The sequence below is a fragment of the Psychroflexus lacisalsi genome (assembly GCF_020164495.1).
GTDB lineage: Bacteria > Bacteroidota > Bacteroidia > Flavobacteriales > Flavobacteriaceae > Psychroflexus > Psychroflexus lacisalsi.
In genome coordinates this window covers 54,235-71,610 of sequence record NZ_JAIQYZ010000002.1, presented here as the reverse complement: position 1 = coordinate 71,610, position 17,376 = coordinate 54,235, and the positions used below count along the sequence as shown (strand labels likewise).

General features: G+C 34.7%; 19 protein-coding genes. 6 read left to right on the top strand and 13 right to left on the bottom strand.

Annotation, left to right across the window (positions count from 1 at the left end; genetic code table 11):
- Positions 1-17 precede the first annotated feature (17 nt).
- Complete coding sequence (locus LB449_RS07635; RefSeq protein ID WP_224454507.1) at positions 18-1,118, bottom strand: alkene reductase; 1,101 nt, start codon at positions 1,116-1,118, stop codon at positions 18-20.
- A gap of 117 nt (positions 1,119-1,235) precedes the next feature.
- On the opposite strand from LB449_RS07635, the gene LB449_RS07630 reads away from it, so the two are divergent.
- Positions 1,236-1,583, top strand: coding sequence for a tRNA-binding protein (locus tag LB449_RS07630; RefSeq protein WP_224454506.1), 348 nt, complete (start codon positions 1,236-1,238; stop codon positions 1,581-1,583).
- On the opposite strand, the gene aat is transcribed toward LB449_RS07630, so the two are convergent.
- The 7 genes from aat to LB449_RS07595 all read right to left on the bottom strand — a co-directional run bounded on the left by aat (position 1,580) and on the right by LB449_RS07595 (position 6,988).
- Positions 1,580-2,227 (bottom strand): leucyl/phenylalanyl-tRNA--protein transferase, encoded by a 648-nt coding sequence (gene aat, locus LB449_RS07625; protein ID WP_224454505.1) that lies wholly within the window; start codon positions 2,225-2,227, stop codon positions 1,580-1,582. The two genes, LB449_RS07630 and aat, sit on opposite strands and share 4 nt — an antisense overlap.
- 3 nt (positions 2,228-2,230) lie before the next feature.
- A complete protein-coding gene (locus tag LB449_RS07620) occupies positions 2,231-3,583 on the bottom strand; it encodes a short-chain fatty acid transporter (RefSeq protein WP_224454504.1) in 1,353 nt (450 codons plus the stop codon).
- 93 nt (positions 3,584-3,676) lie between these two features.
- Positions 3,677-4,051, bottom strand: coding sequence for a DUF3127 domain-containing protein (locus tag LB449_RS07615; RefSeq protein ID WP_224454503.1), 375 nt, complete (start codon positions 4,049-4,051; stop codon positions 3,677-3,679).
- A 2-nt stretch (positions 4,052-4,053) separates the two neighbouring features.
- Positions 4,054-4,926, bottom strand: coding sequence for a flavin reductase family protein (locus LB449_RS07610; protein ID WP_224454502.1), 873 nt, complete (start codon positions 4,924-4,926; stop codon positions 4,054-4,056).
- A gap of 80 nt (positions 4,927-5,006) precedes the next feature.
- Positions 5,007-5,543 (bottom strand): RsmD family RNA methyltransferase, encoded by a 537-nt coding sequence (locus LB449_RS07605; protein ID WP_224454501.1) that lies wholly within the window; start codon positions 5,541-5,543, stop codon positions 5,007-5,009.
- 3 nt (positions 5,544-5,546) lie between these two features.
- Positions 5,547-6,344 carry a DUF3822 family protein gene (locus LB449_RS07600; RefSeq protein WP_224454500.1) on the bottom strand — a complete coding sequence of 266 codons (798 nt, stop codon included), beginning with the start codon at positions 6,342-6,344 and terminating at the stop codon, positions 5,547-5,549.
- On the bottom strand, positions 6,344-6,988 hold the full coding sequence (locus LB449_RS07595) for a hypothetical protein (protein ID WP_224454499.1): 645 nt from the start codon (positions 6,986-6,988) through the stop codon (positions 6,344-6,346). The genes LB449_RS07600 and LB449_RS07595 overlap by 1 nt, the downstream gene beginning before the upstream one ends.
- A gap of 115 nt (positions 6,989-7,103) precedes the next feature.
- On the opposite strand from LB449_RS07595, the gene LB449_RS07590 reads away from it, so the two are divergent.
- Both LB449_RS07590 and kdsB read left to right on the top strand, forming a co-directional pair.
- The gene (locus tag LB449_RS07590; protein WP_224454498.1) at positions 7,104-8,537 is read left to right on the top strand and encodes an ATP-dependent DNA helicase; all 1,434 of its coding nucleotides are present in this window, start codon (positions 7,104-7,106) and stop codon (positions 8,535-8,537) included.
- A gap of 23 nt (positions 8,538-8,560) precedes the next feature.
- Positions 8,561-9,304: a 3-deoxy-manno-octulosonate cytidylyltransferase gene (gene kdsB, locus LB449_RS07585; protein WP_224454497.1), complete on the top strand. Its 744-nt coding sequence runs from the start codon at positions 8,561-8,563 to the stop codon at positions 9,302-9,304.
- Positions 9,305-9,376: 72 nt separating this feature from the next.
- Here the strand turns inward: kdsB and LB449_RS07580 are convergent, their stop codons facing one another.
- The 4 genes from LB449_RS07580 to LB449_RS07565 form a co-directional block, all read right to left on the bottom strand.
- Positions 9,377-10,834 carry a cryptochrome/deoxyribodipyrimidine photo-lyase family protein gene (locus LB449_RS07580; protein ID WP_224454496.1) on the bottom strand — a complete coding sequence of 486 codons (1,458 nt, stop codon included), beginning with the start codon at positions 10,832-10,834 and terminating at the stop codon, positions 9,377-9,379.
- 12 nt (positions 10,835-10,846) lie between these two features.
- Positions 10,847-12,154 (bottom strand): cryptochrome/photolyase family protein, encoded by a 1,308-nt coding sequence (locus LB449_RS07575; RefSeq protein ID WP_224454495.1) that lies wholly within the window; start codon positions 12,152-12,154, stop codon positions 10,847-10,849.
- A 93-nt stretch (positions 12,155-12,247) separates the two neighbouring features.
- Positions 12,248-12,946 carry an SDR family NAD(P)-dependent oxidoreductase gene (locus LB449_RS07570; protein ID WP_224454494.1) on the bottom strand — a complete coding sequence of 233 codons (699 nt, stop codon included), beginning with the start codon at positions 12,944-12,946 and terminating at the stop codon, positions 12,248-12,250.
- Between the two features lie 4 nt (positions 12,947-12,950).
- Complete coding sequence (locus tag LB449_RS07565) at positions 12,951-13,424, bottom strand: SRPBCC family protein (protein WP_224454493.1); 474 nt, start codon at positions 13,422-13,424, stop codon at positions 12,951-12,953.
- Between the two features lie 155 nt (positions 13,425-13,579).
- Here LB449_RS07565 and LB449_RS07560 point away from each other — a divergent pair, with 155 nt between their 5' ends.
- Positions 13,580-14,053 (top strand): hypothetical protein, encoded by a 474-nt coding sequence (locus LB449_RS07560; protein WP_224454492.1) that lies wholly within the window; start codon positions 13,580-13,582, stop codon positions 14,051-14,053.
- Here the strand turns inward: LB449_RS07560 and LB449_RS07555 are convergent.
- Positions 14,050-14,604, bottom strand: a complete 555-nt coding sequence (locus tag LB449_RS07555) for a hypothetical protein (RefSeq protein WP_224454491.1) — start codon at positions 14,602-14,604, stop codon at positions 14,050-14,052. The two genes, LB449_RS07560 and LB449_RS07555, sit on opposite strands and share 4 nt — an antisense overlap.
- A gap of 117 nt (positions 14,605-14,721) precedes the next feature.
- Here LB449_RS07555 and LB449_RS07550 point away from each other — a divergent pair, with 117 nt between their 5' ends.
- Positions 14,722-17,118 (top strand): heavy metal translocating P-type ATPase, encoded by a 2,397-nt coding sequence (locus tag LB449_RS07550; RefSeq protein WP_224454490.1) that lies wholly within the window; start codon positions 14,722-14,724, stop codon positions 17,116-17,118.
- A 51-nt stretch (positions 17,119-17,169) separates the two neighbouring features.
- Complete coding sequence (gene ccoS / locus LB449_RS07545; RefSeq protein ID WP_224454489.1) at positions 17,170-17,376, top strand: cbb3-type cytochrome oxidase assembly protein CcoS; 207 nt, start codon at positions 17,170-17,172, stop codon at positions 17,374-17,376.

The window sequence follows — 17,376 nt, the reverse complement described above, 5'->3', positions numbered from 1 at the left end:
AATTAAACAAAATTAAATTATTTTTGTTCTTCAAGCTTAGGATAGTCTGTATAACCTTTTTTTCCAATTGCATAAAAGGTGTCCTGATCCCAGTCCTGCATTTTTGCATTTTTTTCAAATCTCACAGGTAAATCCGGATTAGAAATAAATAATTTACCAAAGGCTACCATATCCGCATGCCCTTCTTCGATAACTTTATTTCCGCTATCCTGGTCAAAGCCTGCATTGATCATAAGGTTACCTTTATACAAAGGTCTGAAGTGTTCTGCAATATTGCTGACTAGAAAATCTTTTTCACTTACATCATTGAAAGGTTCAGACAAGTGAAGGTAAGCTAAGTCATAATCATTTAACTTTTTTACGATATATTCAAAAGTTGGAATGGTTTCTTCATCGGCTTCCATTCCAAATATTCCATGTAATGAAGGATTCAGTCTCACACCAATTTTATTTTCTGGCATAAAAACTTTAATGGCATTAATAATTTCAAAAAGTATTCTAGCTCTGTTTTCAATTGATCCACCATATTCATCTGTTCGCTGATTGGAGGATTTATTAAAAAATTGATGAAGTAAATATCCATTTGAAGAATGAATTTCTATACCATCAAAGCCAGCGTCTACTGCATTCTTGGCAGCTCTTTTAAAATCCTGAACAGTTTCCTTAACTTCCTCTGTAGTCATAGCTCTTGGCTCTACAGTATCCTTGAAACCTTCTTCTGTAAAACATTGTGCATTTGCATTAATTGCACTTGGAGCAACTGGTTTTTCACCATTATGAAAGTCTGGATGTGAAATTCTTCCTACATGCCATAACTGAACGAAAATTTTTCCATTCTCTTCATGAACAGCATCTGTAACTTTCTTCCAACCCTCAATTTGTTCTGTTAGATGAATTCCTGCAGTGTTGATGTATCCTCTGGCTTGATAAGATATTTGGGCTCCTTCACTTATTATAAGCCCTGCACTTGCGCGTTGTTTATAATATTCTGCATGAAGGTCCGTAGGTGCATTATGCTCATTATTGGCCCGATTTCTTGTCATTGGAGCCATAATCACTCTATTTTTTAATTCCATATCGCCCATTTTAATAGGCTTTAGTAAAGCTTGATCACTCATTATTATTTATTTTTTTGTAAACTTAGTATTTATTAAAATCTAGTTCGTTAAGGCAATTATAAAAGAAAATTACTTTTATCTAATTTTGATATAAGGATTTATTATACTAAAAAAACTATGAATACTTCAGAAAATAATCTAAGCTGGTCCGATTTTAAAAAAGTGGATATTAGAGTTGGCACAATTCTCAAAGCTGAAATATTTAAGGAAGCTAAGAAGCCAGCCATCAAACTAGAAATTGATTTTGGAGAGCTAGGAGTGAAGCGTTCTTCCGCTCAGATCACCAGGCTTTATTCACCAGAGGAAGTTATTGGAAAACAAATCATAGCAGTTGTCAATTTCCCTCCCAAACAAATCGCTACAATGATGAGTGAGTGTTTAGTCCTCGCTGGAGTAGATGATGAAATTGGCATATCCCTATTATCACCAGATCATAGTTTAAAAAATGGAACTCGAATTTCTTAGACCTTGGAATTTAAAATGGTTAAAAAGTTATGCCTGCTTATTTCCTCTGCGCCAAGGCTTTCCAGATGCTTGGTGTAAACCTGACAGTCAATAAGACTAATGCCATTTTTTTCCATATTTTTAACCAGTGTAATAAATCCATACTTCGATGCATTGTCTACTTCAGTAAACATACTCTCTCCACAAAATACTTTTTTTTCCTTTAGTAGAATTCCATAAAGACCACCCACAATTTTATCATCTTTCCAGACTTCAACAGATTTTGCTAATCCAGCTTCATGAAGTTTGATAAAACTTTCTATCATATCTTCAGTAATCCAGGTGCCGTCTTGTCGATCTCTATTAATGTCTGCACACTTGCGCATCACATATTCAAAATCCTTGTTATAAGTCACTTTGAAGGCTTTTTCTTTAAAAAGCTTCTTCATAGATTTTGAGACTTTTAAGTTTTCGGGAAACAGGACCATTCGAGGATCTGGACTCCACCATAAAATTGGTTGTCCTTCCTCATACCAAGGGAAAATCCCATTTTCATAAGCAACCTTGATTCGCTCCAAACTCAAATCTCCTCCAAAAGCCAATAAACCCTTGTCGTCTGCAAATTTTGGATGTGGAAATATGATGTCTTTAGTGAGTTTATACATGTTTCAAAAAATAAGTAATCCTGTTATAAAAATAAAGCTCCCAATAATAAATAATATAAAAGTGAATGGGAAAATATCACTTGCTTTTAACTTGGTTATGGCAAGAAGCGGTAAAGCCCAAAAGGGTTGAAGCATATTTGTAATCTGGTCACCATAACTCAAGGCCATAATGATTTTGGGGAGTTCCACGCCAAGTTCTGTAGCAGATTGTAAGGCAATGGGTCCTTGTATTGCCCACTGCCCTCCACCACTGGGGACAAAAATATTTACGATTCCAGAACTGATGAACGTAAAAATAGGTAATGTTGTTTCAGTAGAAATGCTAATAAAAAATTGGGCAAAGTTTACAGCCAGTCCACTCTCCTTCATCACTCCTATGATTCCAAAATAGAGTGGAAATTGTATTAAAATTCCTGAAGCTCCCTTAATAGCTTGAGAAAGAGAATCTAGGTACTGAATAATAGATTTATGAAATAAAATTCCCAGTCCAAGCATTAGAAAATTGAGCATATTGGGAGTGATATTGAGTTGTAGTAGATTTTCAAAATACACCACAAAGAAGCATAAACTAATCAATCCTCCAAAGATTAGAGGTACAACCCTGTTGTTTTCAATAGGGTGCGCCTTTTTTTCTTCTGAAATTAATCCCACTTCAGTTAAGAGACTGGAGACATCAAACCTGGAAGAGGATTTATGCTTTATGCTTCTGAAGATTAAAGGAACCACTATAAGAATTATGACAAATATGATGATGTTGCTCCAACTAAAAATAGTCTCAGAAGTAGATATTTCTGAAGGAAAACCAGCAGGAAAATCACTCATGATAGAATGTAAATGACCATCTTCTGCCGCCTTTAACGGAGCTGAGCCAGAAATACCGCCATGCCAAACCATCATTCCAGAGTAACCTAAAGCACCGATGAGTGAATAGTTGATGTTTAAGTTTTCTTTTGCAGATTTTTCACCAATTTTTCTGGCGAGTATAGCTCCAAAAATCAGCCCTAAACCCCAGTTGAAAAATCCCATTAGCATTGTGCTTACACTTACTATGACGATCGCAGTGTTGGTATCTGTAACACCTTTTGTTATAAATTCAAGAAGTCTATTTACAGGACTACTTAAAACTAAAATATGACCCAGAACTAAAATCAGCATCATTTGGTAGCCAAAAACCAACAGGTCTTGATCCCATATTCCAGATTGCCATGCCTGTAATGTGGAAATTACTTGAGAATGGTCGGTAGAGAAATCGCCGAAGACAAAAGCTAAAACAAGAGTAAGCAAAGTAAGTCCAATACTTAGGGTGAAAGGTGAGGGGAGTACTTTTGCAAAAAAGAGTTCAAGTTTAGCGATCAAGAGATGGTTATTATTTTAAATATTTCCAGAGTAAAAATAAAAAAAGCTCTAGATAAACGTCTAGAGCTGTATGTATTTATGATTGAACACGAGTTAGAATGGTAAATCATCTTCGTCATCATCATTCAAGTCTTGGACAGGTTCAAACTGATCCGACGGTGGAACTGGAGGAGCCCCGGCAGAATTACTTTGCTCCAAGTTTTCAATTCTCCAGCCATTTAAAGAATTGAAGTATTTGGTTTCTCCTTGTGGACTTACCCACTCACGACCTCTTAAATTGATTCCGACTTTCACGTTTTGTCCAACATTAAAATTGTCTAATAAGTTGGTCTTATCCTGAACAAATTCAATAAGAATATGTTGAGGATATTGTTCTTCAGTGGTGACAACCATCTCTCTTTTTCTGAAACCATTACTACCAAATTCTTTGGTTTCTCCTAAGACTTTAATTTTTCCTTGTACTTCCATAATTATTGTTTTGCGAGTAAAATATTTAAAGCTTTTTCAAGCTCATTTTTTTCTATATATTCTTGGGCGATCACATGTATGCGCTCATCAGTGCTTTCTTCTATAAAATGTTCTAAATGATTTTCAGAAATAAATTTTTGAATTTCAGTTCTATCTGGTAAGCCTTCAATATTTCCAAGCTTTCCCAGATCGTTGCCTGTTAGAATTGTACTCAATCTTACAGATTTCGGTAATTGGTCAACACCAATTCCAGTTTTATGTATAGGTTTTTCAACTTCAAACATGCCTTCATTTGCTCTAGAGTACCAGTTTCCACCCATTCTGGATACTAAGTCTATTTTATGTTGATCGATGTGTAAACCTTCATCAAGCAAATCTTCCCGGATATGAATTTTCATCACCTCCGCAATAACAAGATTTCCTGCGCCGCCTTCTTCTCCAAGTGAGATAATTTCATTGACCTTACACTCATATTGAACCGGAGATTCTTTTACCCTTGGCGGCTTGACTAGATCCGATTCAAGCATAGTAAAACCAGCTTTTTCAAATTCATTTATACCTTGATCATATTCTGTACTCGAGAGTGAGACTTGTTGTACCATATCCCAATTGACAACATTGATAACCACTTCTTTATACTCCATAGCATTTTCTAGGGTATGTTTGATAGAATTGTCTCTTACCCGTCTTACTGGTGAAAATATTAAAATAGGTGGCTTAGCGCTAAAAACGTTGAAAAAACTGTAAGGAGATAAATTGGGTTTCCCGTTTTTATCGACGCTGCTTACAAAAGCAATGGGTCTTGGTCCTATAGAACCAGAAAGGAGTCCGTATATATTTTTAGTTTCCAGTTCTGAAGGCAAAAAACTTTTCATGCTTGAATTTTTACAAAGGTAATTAATCTCTTTTGGAATTTCTTTTTAGAAAAGATTTCACTTAAAAAAAATGCCGGGAGCTAAATTTTAAAAAAGCTAAACACAGAATTCCCATACCTTCTTTGTTCTGAAAAGGTATCTATATGTTCCAACTTTGTATGTTTCGAGTGTTCAATAATTAGTAAACCATCTTCATTCAAAAGTTCACGTTCTCTTACACTGTTTTCAATCTTTTCAAATTCTTCCAGAGGTATTCCATAGGGAGGATCTGCAAAGATAAGATCTGCCTTCTGAGGTGTTTTTTCTAAAAAATCAAAAACATCACTTTTTATAATGTTCAAATTCAAATCTAATTCTTCAGAAGTCTTGGTTAAAAATTTAATGCAGTCGTAATTTGAATCAACAGCGGTAATGCGTTGAGTTCCTCTGGAAATAAATTCAATAGAAATACTTCCTATTCCAGCAAAAAGATCGATTACTTCTAGGTCTTGAAAGTGTAATCTGTTATTCAGAATATTGAATAAACCTTCCTTAGCCATGTCTGTAGTTGGTCTTACAGGAAGCTTTTTTGGAGCTATAATTCTTCGTCCCTTAAGACTTCCAGATACTATTCTCATAAGTTATACTAAATTAAAATGCTCGTTAAATCCTTCTTTAAAACTAAAACCAGATAAATCTTCTTTATTCTTGAAGTGCATATGTCGTATATAGGTTGAAAGTATTGTGAAAGCGATATTGTTTTCAGAATTATAAAAATTTCCTGTAAAATCAATAATCAAATCCTCTCTGTTAAAATTTAATTCTTCAATTGAAAACAACACATAGTAGGCAAAATCTTCTGCCGTCTCAAAGGAAAAAGCATTTGCAAGTTGTAATTTTTGATTTTTAAATGCTGTGAGGTAGAATTGGTTTTTGCACACATGAATTTTCAAATATTCTGCTGAAATAGACCTTTCTTCATATCCATTTTCAGCTAAACCTGAAACTAAATGAGTGAATTTAAAGCTACCGAATTCATCGAACAGATAGTTGTTGATATTGATATAAGGAATATAGACCGTATTCGCCTGTATAGATTGAATTCCATCATAGGAGAAATCGTCACCTTCTATAAGTTTTGAGCTATATTTTAAATAGTGAGGCAGATGAGACTCTTCAAAATATTCCTGGGGAACAATGCTGAATTGAGGATTTCCATAAATGACTTCAAGTTCCTTGATCCCATAATAATTTAAGAACTGAGAATTGATTTTTGATCTTAAAAGCTTTAAAAGTTCGGATGCAGAAGAAGTAGCTTCCAGCTTAAAATTTTCAAAAACTAGTGGAGTTTGATACTCGTTAAGTACTAAAAAAGAAAATCCATCTTGTAAAATTAAGATGGATAGTCTGTTATAAGTATGTATCGAGTATTCACTCATTAATTGTCACCAAAGTTTTTTGGCCAGTTACCATTTGTATTGACTTGTTTCATAGATCCTACTTTAATAGCATCTCCATCAACACCATCTACAGACTTTATTTGCTTTTCCTGGATAACCAAATCTCTATTTTGGTCTGCAAGAATTAAGTCTTTTGGAGCATTTACTTCAAAAACAGGAATTTTATTACCATCTTCTTCTATGTATCCTGCATCAATTTCAAATGTCTTTTTGTCTGTATGAGGGATATACATTATTTGCTTGTATCTATCTGATTCACCAAATATGGAATCTTTTACAGCTGCAAACCCTAAAGTATCAATTACTACGTCTTGAATATACCTGTCAACTCCGTAGGTTTTAAGGTATTCTTCGTCTAGAAAAGTAGTATCTCTTCTTTGCGTGATAACATATTCAGCAGTGTCAATGAATTTAATCATATCATCGAAATTTCCAACATAGTTACCTATAATTTCTCTGTGAGCTAACTCCACATCACGGATGTCTTTCATTTTCTCAACAATGTCTACGTACCTTCTGTCTCTTATTTTATTAAATTCGACAGGTCCGTAAACCGCATTATAAGTGAAGTAGCCTAGAACTCCGATAACAACCCACAAAACAATCTGAAATACAATCTTCATAACTTAAAATTAAGAATTTTTGATTTAGACAAAACTACAACTTTTTTTCAATCACAAAAGTTTACTACCAAAAAATCGTGCTTATATTTGAAATTTACGAATTGTATCTTCTTTTATGAACAATCAAGAGTTTTACGAAGCACTCAAAACTGATTTTGGGCACCTTCCAACACCAAAACAAGATCTTACTTTGCAATTGTTGTCAAAGTTTGTTTTGGAAACTTCAGTGGATCGCATTTTTTTATTAAAAGGCTATGCTGGTACAGGTAAAACGACTATTATAGGGACGCTCGTTAAAAACATCTGGAAGGTAAAAAAGAAGGTTATTTTAGCGGCACCAACAGGTAGAGCTGCTAAAGTCATCTCAAACTATAGCAATCAATACGCTCAAACCATTCACAGAAAAATTTATCAACCTAAAAGTACTAGTGGAGGAGGAATAGAGTTCGTCCCTCAAGTGAACAAGCATAAAAACACAATTTTTATTGTTGATGAAGCTTCCATGATTCCTGATTTCCCAAGTGGAGATCAACTTTTCAACCGAGGTTCTGTGCTAGATGACCTCATGGAATACGTTTATTCCGGAGAAAATTGCAAATTAATTTTTATTGGTGATACCGCTCAATTACCTCCTGTGAAAGCAAACTTGAGCCCTGCTTTAGACGAAAAAACACTGACCAACCACTATCAAATGGATGTCATCCCTGTAGAGCTTGATGAGGTAGTAAGGCAAAAACTTGAGAGCAGTATTTTGTTGAATGCCACCAAAATTCGAGAAACCATAGAAAATGAAGATTTTGAAAGCTTCAAATTTGAGTTGTCAGATAAGGCAGATATGGTAAGACTTGTGGACGGCTACGAAATTCTGGATGCTATAAACGAAGCTTACGATAATCTTGGTCATGAGGAAACTGCTATTATTGTGAGATCCAACAAAAGAGCAAATCTGTACAACGAGCAAATACGGAGTAGGATATTGCTGAGGGAAGACGAAATTGCACCTGGTGACTTTTTAATGGTAGTCAAAAACAATTACTTCTGGGTCAAGCCTAAAAGTGATGCTGGCTTCATAGCTAACGGTGATATCGTTGAGATATTAGAAATTTTTGGAATCAAAGAACTTTATGGATTTAGGTTTGCAGAAGTGAAAGTTCAAATGGTAGATTATCCTAAAATGAAACCTTTTGAAACGGTTATTATGTTGGATACATTAAACTTAAATTCTCCATCTTTGCCCTACGAGCAATCCAATCAGCTATATCAGGAAGTGATGAAAGATTATGAAGACATCACCTCCAAATACAAAAAGTTCCTGAAGGTGAAACAGAACCCGTTTTTTAATGCTTTACAGGTTAAATTTAGTTATGCGATCACTTGTCACAAATCCCAGGGTGGACAATGGGATACAGTTTTTGTTGAACAGCCTTATTTGCCAGATGGAATCAATAAAGATTACTTAAGATGGCTGTACACTGCTTGTACACGAGCAAAAGAAAAATTATACCTCATTGGTTTTAAAGATGATTTTTTCAGCGAAAAGCAATTGTAAACCTTTAATTAAATTTTAAATCTATGTCTAAGCCTTTCAAAGTGATAGCAATGATTCCTGCCCGGTACCAAGCTTCCAGATTTCCTGGAAAGCTGATGCAGGATTTAGCTGGAAAAACAGTAATTACTAGAACTTACGAAGCCGCAAAACTAACTGAATTGTTTGATGAAGTTTACGTTGTTACAGATTCTGAACTCATTTTTTCTGAAATTGAAAACGAAGGGGGAAAGGCGATCATGAGCAAAAAGGAACATGAATGTGGCAGCGATCGCATTGCGGAAGCTGTTCAAGATATGGATGTTGACATTGTTATCAATGTACAAGGCGATGAACCTTTCATCAATGAAAAGGCTTTGAGTAAACTATTAAATGTTTTCAAAGAAGATAAAGACAGACTTATAGATTTAGCGTCTTTGAAAGTAAAATTAACTTCAGAAGAAGATATTTTAAATCCAAACCATGTCAAAGTGATAACAGACCTCAATAATTTTGCTCTTTACTTTTCCAGATCACCAATTCCTTTTCACAGAGCCAAAGAGTTACAAATCGATTATTTTAAACATGTGGGCATTTACGCCTTCAGGAAAGAAGCTTTGATGGCTTTTTATAATCTGCCCATGAGCCCATTGGAATCAGCAGAAAAAATCGAATGCATTCGCTATTTGGAAAATGGTAAAACCATAAAAATGGTGGAAACGCAAGAAGTAAGTATTGGGATCGACACTCCAGAAGATTTAGAAAAAGCAAGACAGAGGTTTCCTAACTGAGGGTTTAATTAACCGTACCTCCTAGCTGAAACTCCCAATTCATTTAGTGATTTACTAAGAAATTGTTGGTTTCTAGCGACTCCCTCTTATGGTATGTCGTTTCAGAATTTTCTTTCCTTCAATTTTCGATCTTTCAGATTGAATAATTTTCCAGATAGAATCTGAGGCATATTGGCGAGAGGTTTCTAAATCAACCACAGGTTTTGGATAATCTTCACCGAGTTTGAAACCATACATGTCTTGTTCCATACTGGTTAATTTCCAAGGTTCATGAACAAATTCCTTTGGTATCGTATTCAATTCTGGAACGTATTTTAAAATAAACTCTCCATCAGGATCGTGTTTGTAGGAATTTTTCACAGGATTGTAAATCCTTAACGTATGGATACCTGTAGTTCCTGCCTGCATTTGCAGCTGAGGATAATGTATGCCTGGCTCAAAATCTAAAAATAAACTCGCTAAATGTTCTGAAGCATCCTGCCATTTTTGCCATAGCAAATGAGTGAAAAATGAGACCAGAAGGGCTCGCATTCTAAAATTGAGATACCCCGTTTGGGTCAAGCATCTCATACTTGCATCCACAAGAGGAAAACCTGTCATACCCTCTTTCCAGGCCTTAATCAGCACATTATCTTTTTTATGCTTCAATACATCAAATGCAGAATTGAAATTTCGGGATTCTGCTCTGTATTCCATTTCAAACTTCTGTATGAAATGCGCCTGCCATCTCAATCGTGATTGAAATTGACTTAAAGCCTGCTTGTTTTTAATTTTTTCTTCTTTTTCCATGGAAGCATGAATGACTTCCCTTATTGATAAGACTCCCCAGGCGATATAAGGCGATAATCGACTACAGGATTTTCTGGCCAAAAGTGGTTTTGAAATATGATTTTGATAGTTGGGATAGCGCTCTTCAAGGAAACTATTGAGATAACGAAGAGCAGTTTTTCGACCTCCTTTTTGATAATTCACATCTCTTTCTACGAAAATATTTACAGCTTCAAATTGGCCCTTAAGCTTTTGAATGGTCTTGGGCTCGACAAATTGATCTTGATTTGCAGAAAATGGAATTACCTCTTGATTCATGAAATTCTCCCAGGAATTGACCCAGGTTTTTCGGTTGCTCAAACCTCTGATGACGCCATTATTGATAAATTCTTTCCATTGAATCTTATGAGAATTAAAAAAGCTTTTTAGTCTTTTGTCTCTTTGGAAAGTAATACTCAAACCAGTCTCCTGATGGGAAAATACACTTTTTATCTTCAGTTGATCATGTACCTTTTTAAATGCATTTTCTGCTGAAGATTTTACAATTAATACTTCGGTTTGATAATTAGCTAATTCTTTTTGAAGATCTGTTAAAGATTCTTTGATGAACCTAAAATGCCTTTCGCTGTAATGCGGATCTTGAAGAAGAATAGGTTCTAATGCATACAATATTAAAACCGGATGCCTGTTTTGTAAAGCCTTATGTAATGGTGCATGGTCCTGCAATCTCAAATCTCTCTTCAGCCATACTACATTTACCATTTTTATTTTCTCTTAATTTTTTACTGCGTCTTTATACGTTTCCAGACAACGTTCTCTAGCCATTTTATGCTCAACCATTGGTTCAGGATACTTATCGGATTCAAATTCTGGCACCCATTTTTTGATGAATTTTTTATCCTTATCAAATCTGTCAGTTTGAGAATAGGGATTAAAAACCCGGAAGTAAGGTGCTGCATCCACTCCAGAACCAGCGACCCATTGCCAACCACCAACATTGGATGACATTTCATAATCCAATAGTCTTTTAGCAAAGTAGGCCTCACCCCAGCGCCAATCAATCAACAAATGTTTGCAAAGAAAACTACCAACAACCATTCTCAACCGGTTATGCATCCATCCAGTTTCATTAAGTTGTCTCATTCCTGCATCCACAATTGGATATCCTGTCTGTCCCGATTTCCATTTTTCAAAATCTTCTTCATTATTCCTCCATTCTATTCGGTCGTATTTGGGCTTGAAGGCTCTATCCTGTGTTTCAGGATAATGATATAGAATGGCTTTATAAAATTCTCTCCAGATCAATTCATCCAAAAAGGTTTCATTCTTAACAGACAATGCTTTTTCAATAACTTTTCTGTAACCAATGGTGCCGAATCTTAAATAGGGACTTAATCTGGAAGTGCCTTCTATGGAAGGTATATTTCTGGTTTCTTCGTAATCTTTAAGCAAAGTTTTGTCCAAATTATGTTTGGGTACTTTTATAGAAGATCTTTCAAATCCAATGTCAGACAATGAAACATTTGGTAATCTTGTATTTTTATAAGTCTTATCTAAAAAATCTTCAGAAGGATACGTTTTAAAATCAATGTTTTTAAATTCTTTTTTCCATTGTTTCATGTAGGGAGTAAACACTAAATACATCCCACCATCATTTTTTTCAACTTCAGTTTTTTCAAAAATGACCTGATCCTTAAAATTGTGGAATTCGATACCATTTTCAGCTAACAGAGCATCAATTTTTGCATCACGTTTTTGAGCGTATGGTTCGTAATCTCTATTGGTGTAAATGGCTTCAACCTCAAAATCTTCAATGAGTTGCTTTATTGCATTTTCTGGAGTGTCATGGTAAGTAGCAATAGAAGAATTGTGATGCTCCTGAAGATAAGAGCGCATTTTTTGTAATTCATCGTGAATGAAAGTGATACGTGCATCATCTTTAGGAAGCTCATCTAGAATATGCTTGTCGAATATAAATAGTGGAAGCACTTGAAATTCTCCTGAAAGAGCATGATAAAGCCCCACATTATCCTCAAAACGCATATCTCTTCTGAACCAAAACACTCTTATTTTATCACTCATTTTATTTGAAATTTGAATTACTTTCCTAAACATAAAAAATCTTCTTGCAAGTTAGCTGACCCACAAGAAGATTTTAAAAATTTTAGCTGAAATCTAACTTACATTCAGACTTCCCATTCCACCATCTACGCCAAGAACTTGGCCTGTTATCCAGGTAGAATCTTCGGATAATAAGAAACTTGCTATTTTTCCGATATCAGAAGGTTCACCGACACGCTTAAGTGGGTGTCTTTCATCCATCTTCTCCTTCTTTTTATCATTATTAAGCAATTTACCAGCCAACTGTGAATTTACAAGAGATGGAGCAATAACGTTTACTCTAAATGAAGGTGCATATTCTGCTGCTAGTGATCTTGCAAATCCCTCTATAGCTCCTTTTGCCGCAGCAATACTGGTATGAAATGGCATTCCAGTTTGTACCGCAACAGTACTAAAGTATACTATACTCGCTTGCTTAGAATTTTTCAACTTTGAAAGCACACCATGGGTAACTTTGACCAAACTCATGAAATTCAATTGAAAGTCTTCTTCAAAGACTTCAGGCTTCATCATTTTGAAAGGCTTCAAATTGATGCTTCCTGGGCAGTATACTAAACCATCTAAAGTTTCGGGCAAATCTAATTCTGATATGTCATCTGTAAGTGCATCAAACTTGTGGTATGTCACATCATAATTAGATAAATTTTCATCAGATCTTGATGCCACTATAATGTTGTGTTTTGCACTTAACTCTTTTACGATTTCTAAACCTATTCCTTTAGATCCTCCTATTAGTAAAATATTCTTTTTCATATGCTTATTTATTTTGATTTTCAAAATGACCGAATTTTTCAATCATTTTAGCCTCTCTGGCTTTAAAAATTTTATTCAATTTTGGTTTTACAACTAGTGGGTGCATTAATCGTCCCAAAGCTCCAAGTGGTAATTTATAGTGAACTAAGTCTTCTACTTCTACGCCACCTTCAATTTCATGGATAAAATGCTTGTGATGCCACAATGCATAGGGTCCATACAGCTGAATATCTACAAAATAGTTAGGTTCCTCTACGTGTGTAATCTCAGTCACCCATTTTGTATTAAAACCCGGTAATGGAGTTACATTATACTGTAGTAATTGTCCTGTAAACATTTTTCTGTCCGCACCAGATAATATTTCAAACCCCATATCATCTGGCATTATTTCTTGTAGATTTTTAGGATCTGAAAGAAATTCCCAAGCCCTTTGCTTTGTGATGGGTAATTTCTGCTTGGTGTTGATTTCATATATCATGATTCAAAAGTAAATATTTTATTGTTTAATGAAATAAGATTGAAGTTAAACAAAAGTTATTGTTACGTGCTTTCAAACCGAAAAACTGATAAATAAATCTTTATACGATACTTGATTATAAGGAGTATACCTTTATTTGCAATAAATTAATTTAGATGATATATAAGAGTCTTTTAATATTGCTTGTACTCACAGGCTGTAAAAGTTCTCAAACTGATTTGCCTGTTTTGCAGAATTGCCCGGGTAATGGAGATTGCGAAGTCCAAGTGTTTAAAGAAACCAAATTATTACTCAAAGAAAAATCTTCAGAAATTTCAGATGTATTTTTTGAAGAGGATAAAGATTTTCAAGTCATTTTTATCAAATACAAAGACTCTAAGAAAAAGGATTATACCGAAGAAATCTATCTTCAAATTCCGTCAAGATTTAGAGAAATTCATTCCAAAAATTATAGCCTAAATAACCAGAAAGTTGTGTTTGGTAAGATTTGTAATTGTGAGGAGTCGGGTTTTAAGTACGTAAATCAAGGTGAACTAGTAATTTTGAATAATAAGGAAACTATTTCACTTCATTTAGAAATCAAATCAGAAAAAAAGCAAGTTATTCAGATTATTGATCTTGAAATTTAATTGTCAATAACATCTCCTGAAAATGTAGGAACGCCAGGTGAGAAACTTGGTTTTTTTGTATCCTCCTCAGAGTTTAATTCTATGACATTATAAGGAAAGTCTCCATTTCTGATTTTATCTCTTTTTTTACAATTCAAATCGGCGTAAAACGTCTCATACTTTTTCTCAGCAGCCGTGTCCCAAGCATATAAATAAACCTCTCTTACATAGGTTAAAATCAAATCGTAGGAATCGTGTTCTCCGTAAGATCCTAACGCAATGATAGCCTGTTTTGAAGAGTCAGCTTTAGTTTTTTCCTTGTTAGGATTTGTCATAAAATCATAAACAGCCTCTTTGAATTGAATTTCAGAAATCCCTTCTTTTTTAACACCATTCATCAACAATTTTCCCTCTTGGTTAATTACTAGAGTCAACAGGTTGTTAGATTTTGATGAAGTATAGTCTTCGTTTGAAATTTCTTTTTCAATAAGGCAGGTGTTATCAAGCCAAACTTGACTGTGAGCAATACTTAAAATTGATAAATATAAAAGAGTAAAAATTAGAGTTTTCATAATTTTCATTTTAATTATAGCAAAGATATAAACTTATTCCTCCAATATAACCAGAGCTGATACTTATCATTTTTAGTAACAGCCTGTTGTGAGATTTTTGTATCCTAATTTAATTATATGTCGAAGGATAAGTGTTTTCACTGTGGTGATGACTGTTCAATCGAAGTTTATCACGATGATAAAGTCTTTTGCTGTAATGGTTGTAAAACCGTTTTTGAGATTTTTTCTGAGAATGACTTGACGTGTTATTATGACTTAGAACAGAATCCCGGTGCAACTCCAAATGAAATCAATGGCAAATTCGATTATCTTGAAAAGGAAGATATCGTTAATAAACTTATTGATTTTCAAGAAGATTCTACTGAAATTGTCACTCTTTATATCCCTCATATTCACTGTAGCTCTTGTATTTGGGTCCTAGAGAATCTCCATAAATTAAATAAACACGTCGTTTCTTCTCAAGTTGACTTTCCCAAGAAAAAAGTGACAGTAACTTACAATACTGAAGAATTTTCTCTAAAGTCATTGGTCGAGTTGATGTCGAGAATAGGCTACGAACCTTATATCAGCCTTGAAAATTACGGACAAGCCAAGCAAAGTTTGGATAGAAGTCTAGTTTACAAAATTGGTGTTGCCGGCTTTGCTTTTGGTAATGTGATGTTTCTGAGTTTTCCAGAATACTTTGAGGTTACAGAATATTGGTTGGAGCAGTATAAGCCAGTTTTTAGATGGCTCATGTTTTTCTTCAGTTTGCCGGTGGTTTTCTACGCTGGGCAAGATTATTTCAAGTCGGCCATTAAAGGTTTAAGAAGTAAAATTTTAAATATTGATATCCCCATAGCTTTAGGAATCACCGTTTTATTTTTGAGAAGTACTGTTGATATTCTTTTCAATTTAGGATCTGGTTTTTTCGATAGTCTTACAGGTTTAGTGTTCTTTTTGCTTTTAGGTAAAATTGTACAGCAGAAGACGTATAAATTTATGTCCTTCGAAAGGGATTACAAATCTTACTTCCCAATAGCGGTAACGAAAATAAATTCAGAAGGAAAAGAAGAAAACACCCAGGTTTATGAAATAGAAAGAGGGGATAGGTTACTCATCAGAAATCAGGAATTGCTCCCAGTAGATGGAGTCCTGATGTCCGTTTCTGCAGAAATCGATTATAGTTTTGTCACCGGTGAGGCTAAACTTGTGAAAAAAGTGTCTGGTGATAAAGTTTATGCCGGAGGAAAGCAAAGTGGCAGCGCTGTGGAAATTGTTGCCGAAAAGTCGGTTGAACAAAGTTATCTGACCCAATTGTGGAGTAATGATGTCTTTCAAAAAGATTACAATCCAAAATTTCAAAGTCTTATTGACAAAATCAGTAAGAAATTTACAGTAGCTGTTCTTTCTATAGCCTTTTCAGGCTTGTTTTTTTGGCTTTTTTACGATGCCAGTCTTGCCTTAAATGTATTTACGGCGGTGCTTATCATTGCATGTCCCTGTGCTATAGCCTTAGCGACGCCCTTTGCTATGGGTAACTTGTTGAGGATCTTCGGGAAGAATGGATTTTATCTCAAAAATACAAACGTCCTGGAGCAGATGGCAGATCTTGATGTTTTTGTTTTCGACAAAACAGGAACGTTAACAACAAATAAAAAAAGTGATATTTCATATTCTGGCTTGACTCTAAGCGAGGATGATAAGATGGTGTTGAAAAACTCTTTTAGAAACTCCAATCACCCTTTGAGTAGAGAGTTGTATTCCTTTTTAAGTAGTCAGAATATTCAAGATTCAGAATCTTTTGAAGAACACCTTGGGGAAGGAATTATTTCATCTTACAATGACCACACTTATAAATTGGGTTCTGCAAAATTTGTTTCAGATCATGTGGAGGATGCGAGTTTGTCAACTGCCGTTCACATCAGTAAAGATGAAACCTACTTAGGCAAGTTTGAATTTGATACGGTTTACAGAAAAGGTGTAGAGCCACTGTTTGAGTCACTAGATTCATATTATAAATTGATTATACTTTCTGGTGATAATGAAGGTGAGAAGCCAGTACTTACAAAGATGCTGCCTAAAACCACTCAGATGTTTTTCAATCAAAAGCCTGATTCCAAAATGCATTTGATAGAAAAAATTCAATCTGAAAACAAAAGTGTCGCAATGGTTGGTGATGGTTTAAACGATGCAGGAGCATTAAAACAGGCTGATATAGGGATTGCTATTTCAGAGGATGTGAACGTTTTTTCTCCTGCCTGCGATGCGATAATGGATGCTTCTGAATTTTATAAACTAGATAAGTATGTGAGTATAACAAAAAAAGGAATCAAAATCATTAAACTCAGTTTTGCATTCTCATTCCTCTATAATGTCATAGGTCTATATTTCGCCTTGACAGGTCAGCTACAGCCAGTCATTGCAGCGATACTAATGCCTTTGAGTTCAATTTCAATCGTCATTTTTACAACATTGGCAACACAATACATTTCCAAACCAATTCTTAATGAAAAGCTAAGTAAACATGACTAACGTCATTTTTTAAAGAGAACTTCCCATGTAATTTTGAAAAAAAAATAAACTATGAACGTCATCTACGGACTTCTTGCCATCAGTATTCTTGTAGCCCTTGTGTTTTTCGGGCTTTTTATTTTCTCAGTAAAAAAAGGCCAATTTGATGATGATTATACACCATCGGTGAGAATGCTATTCGATGACGAATTAGTCAAAGACGATGACGCTAAAGTGAAAGACAAAGAAAATTCGAACAATCAACAAAAACAATCATAA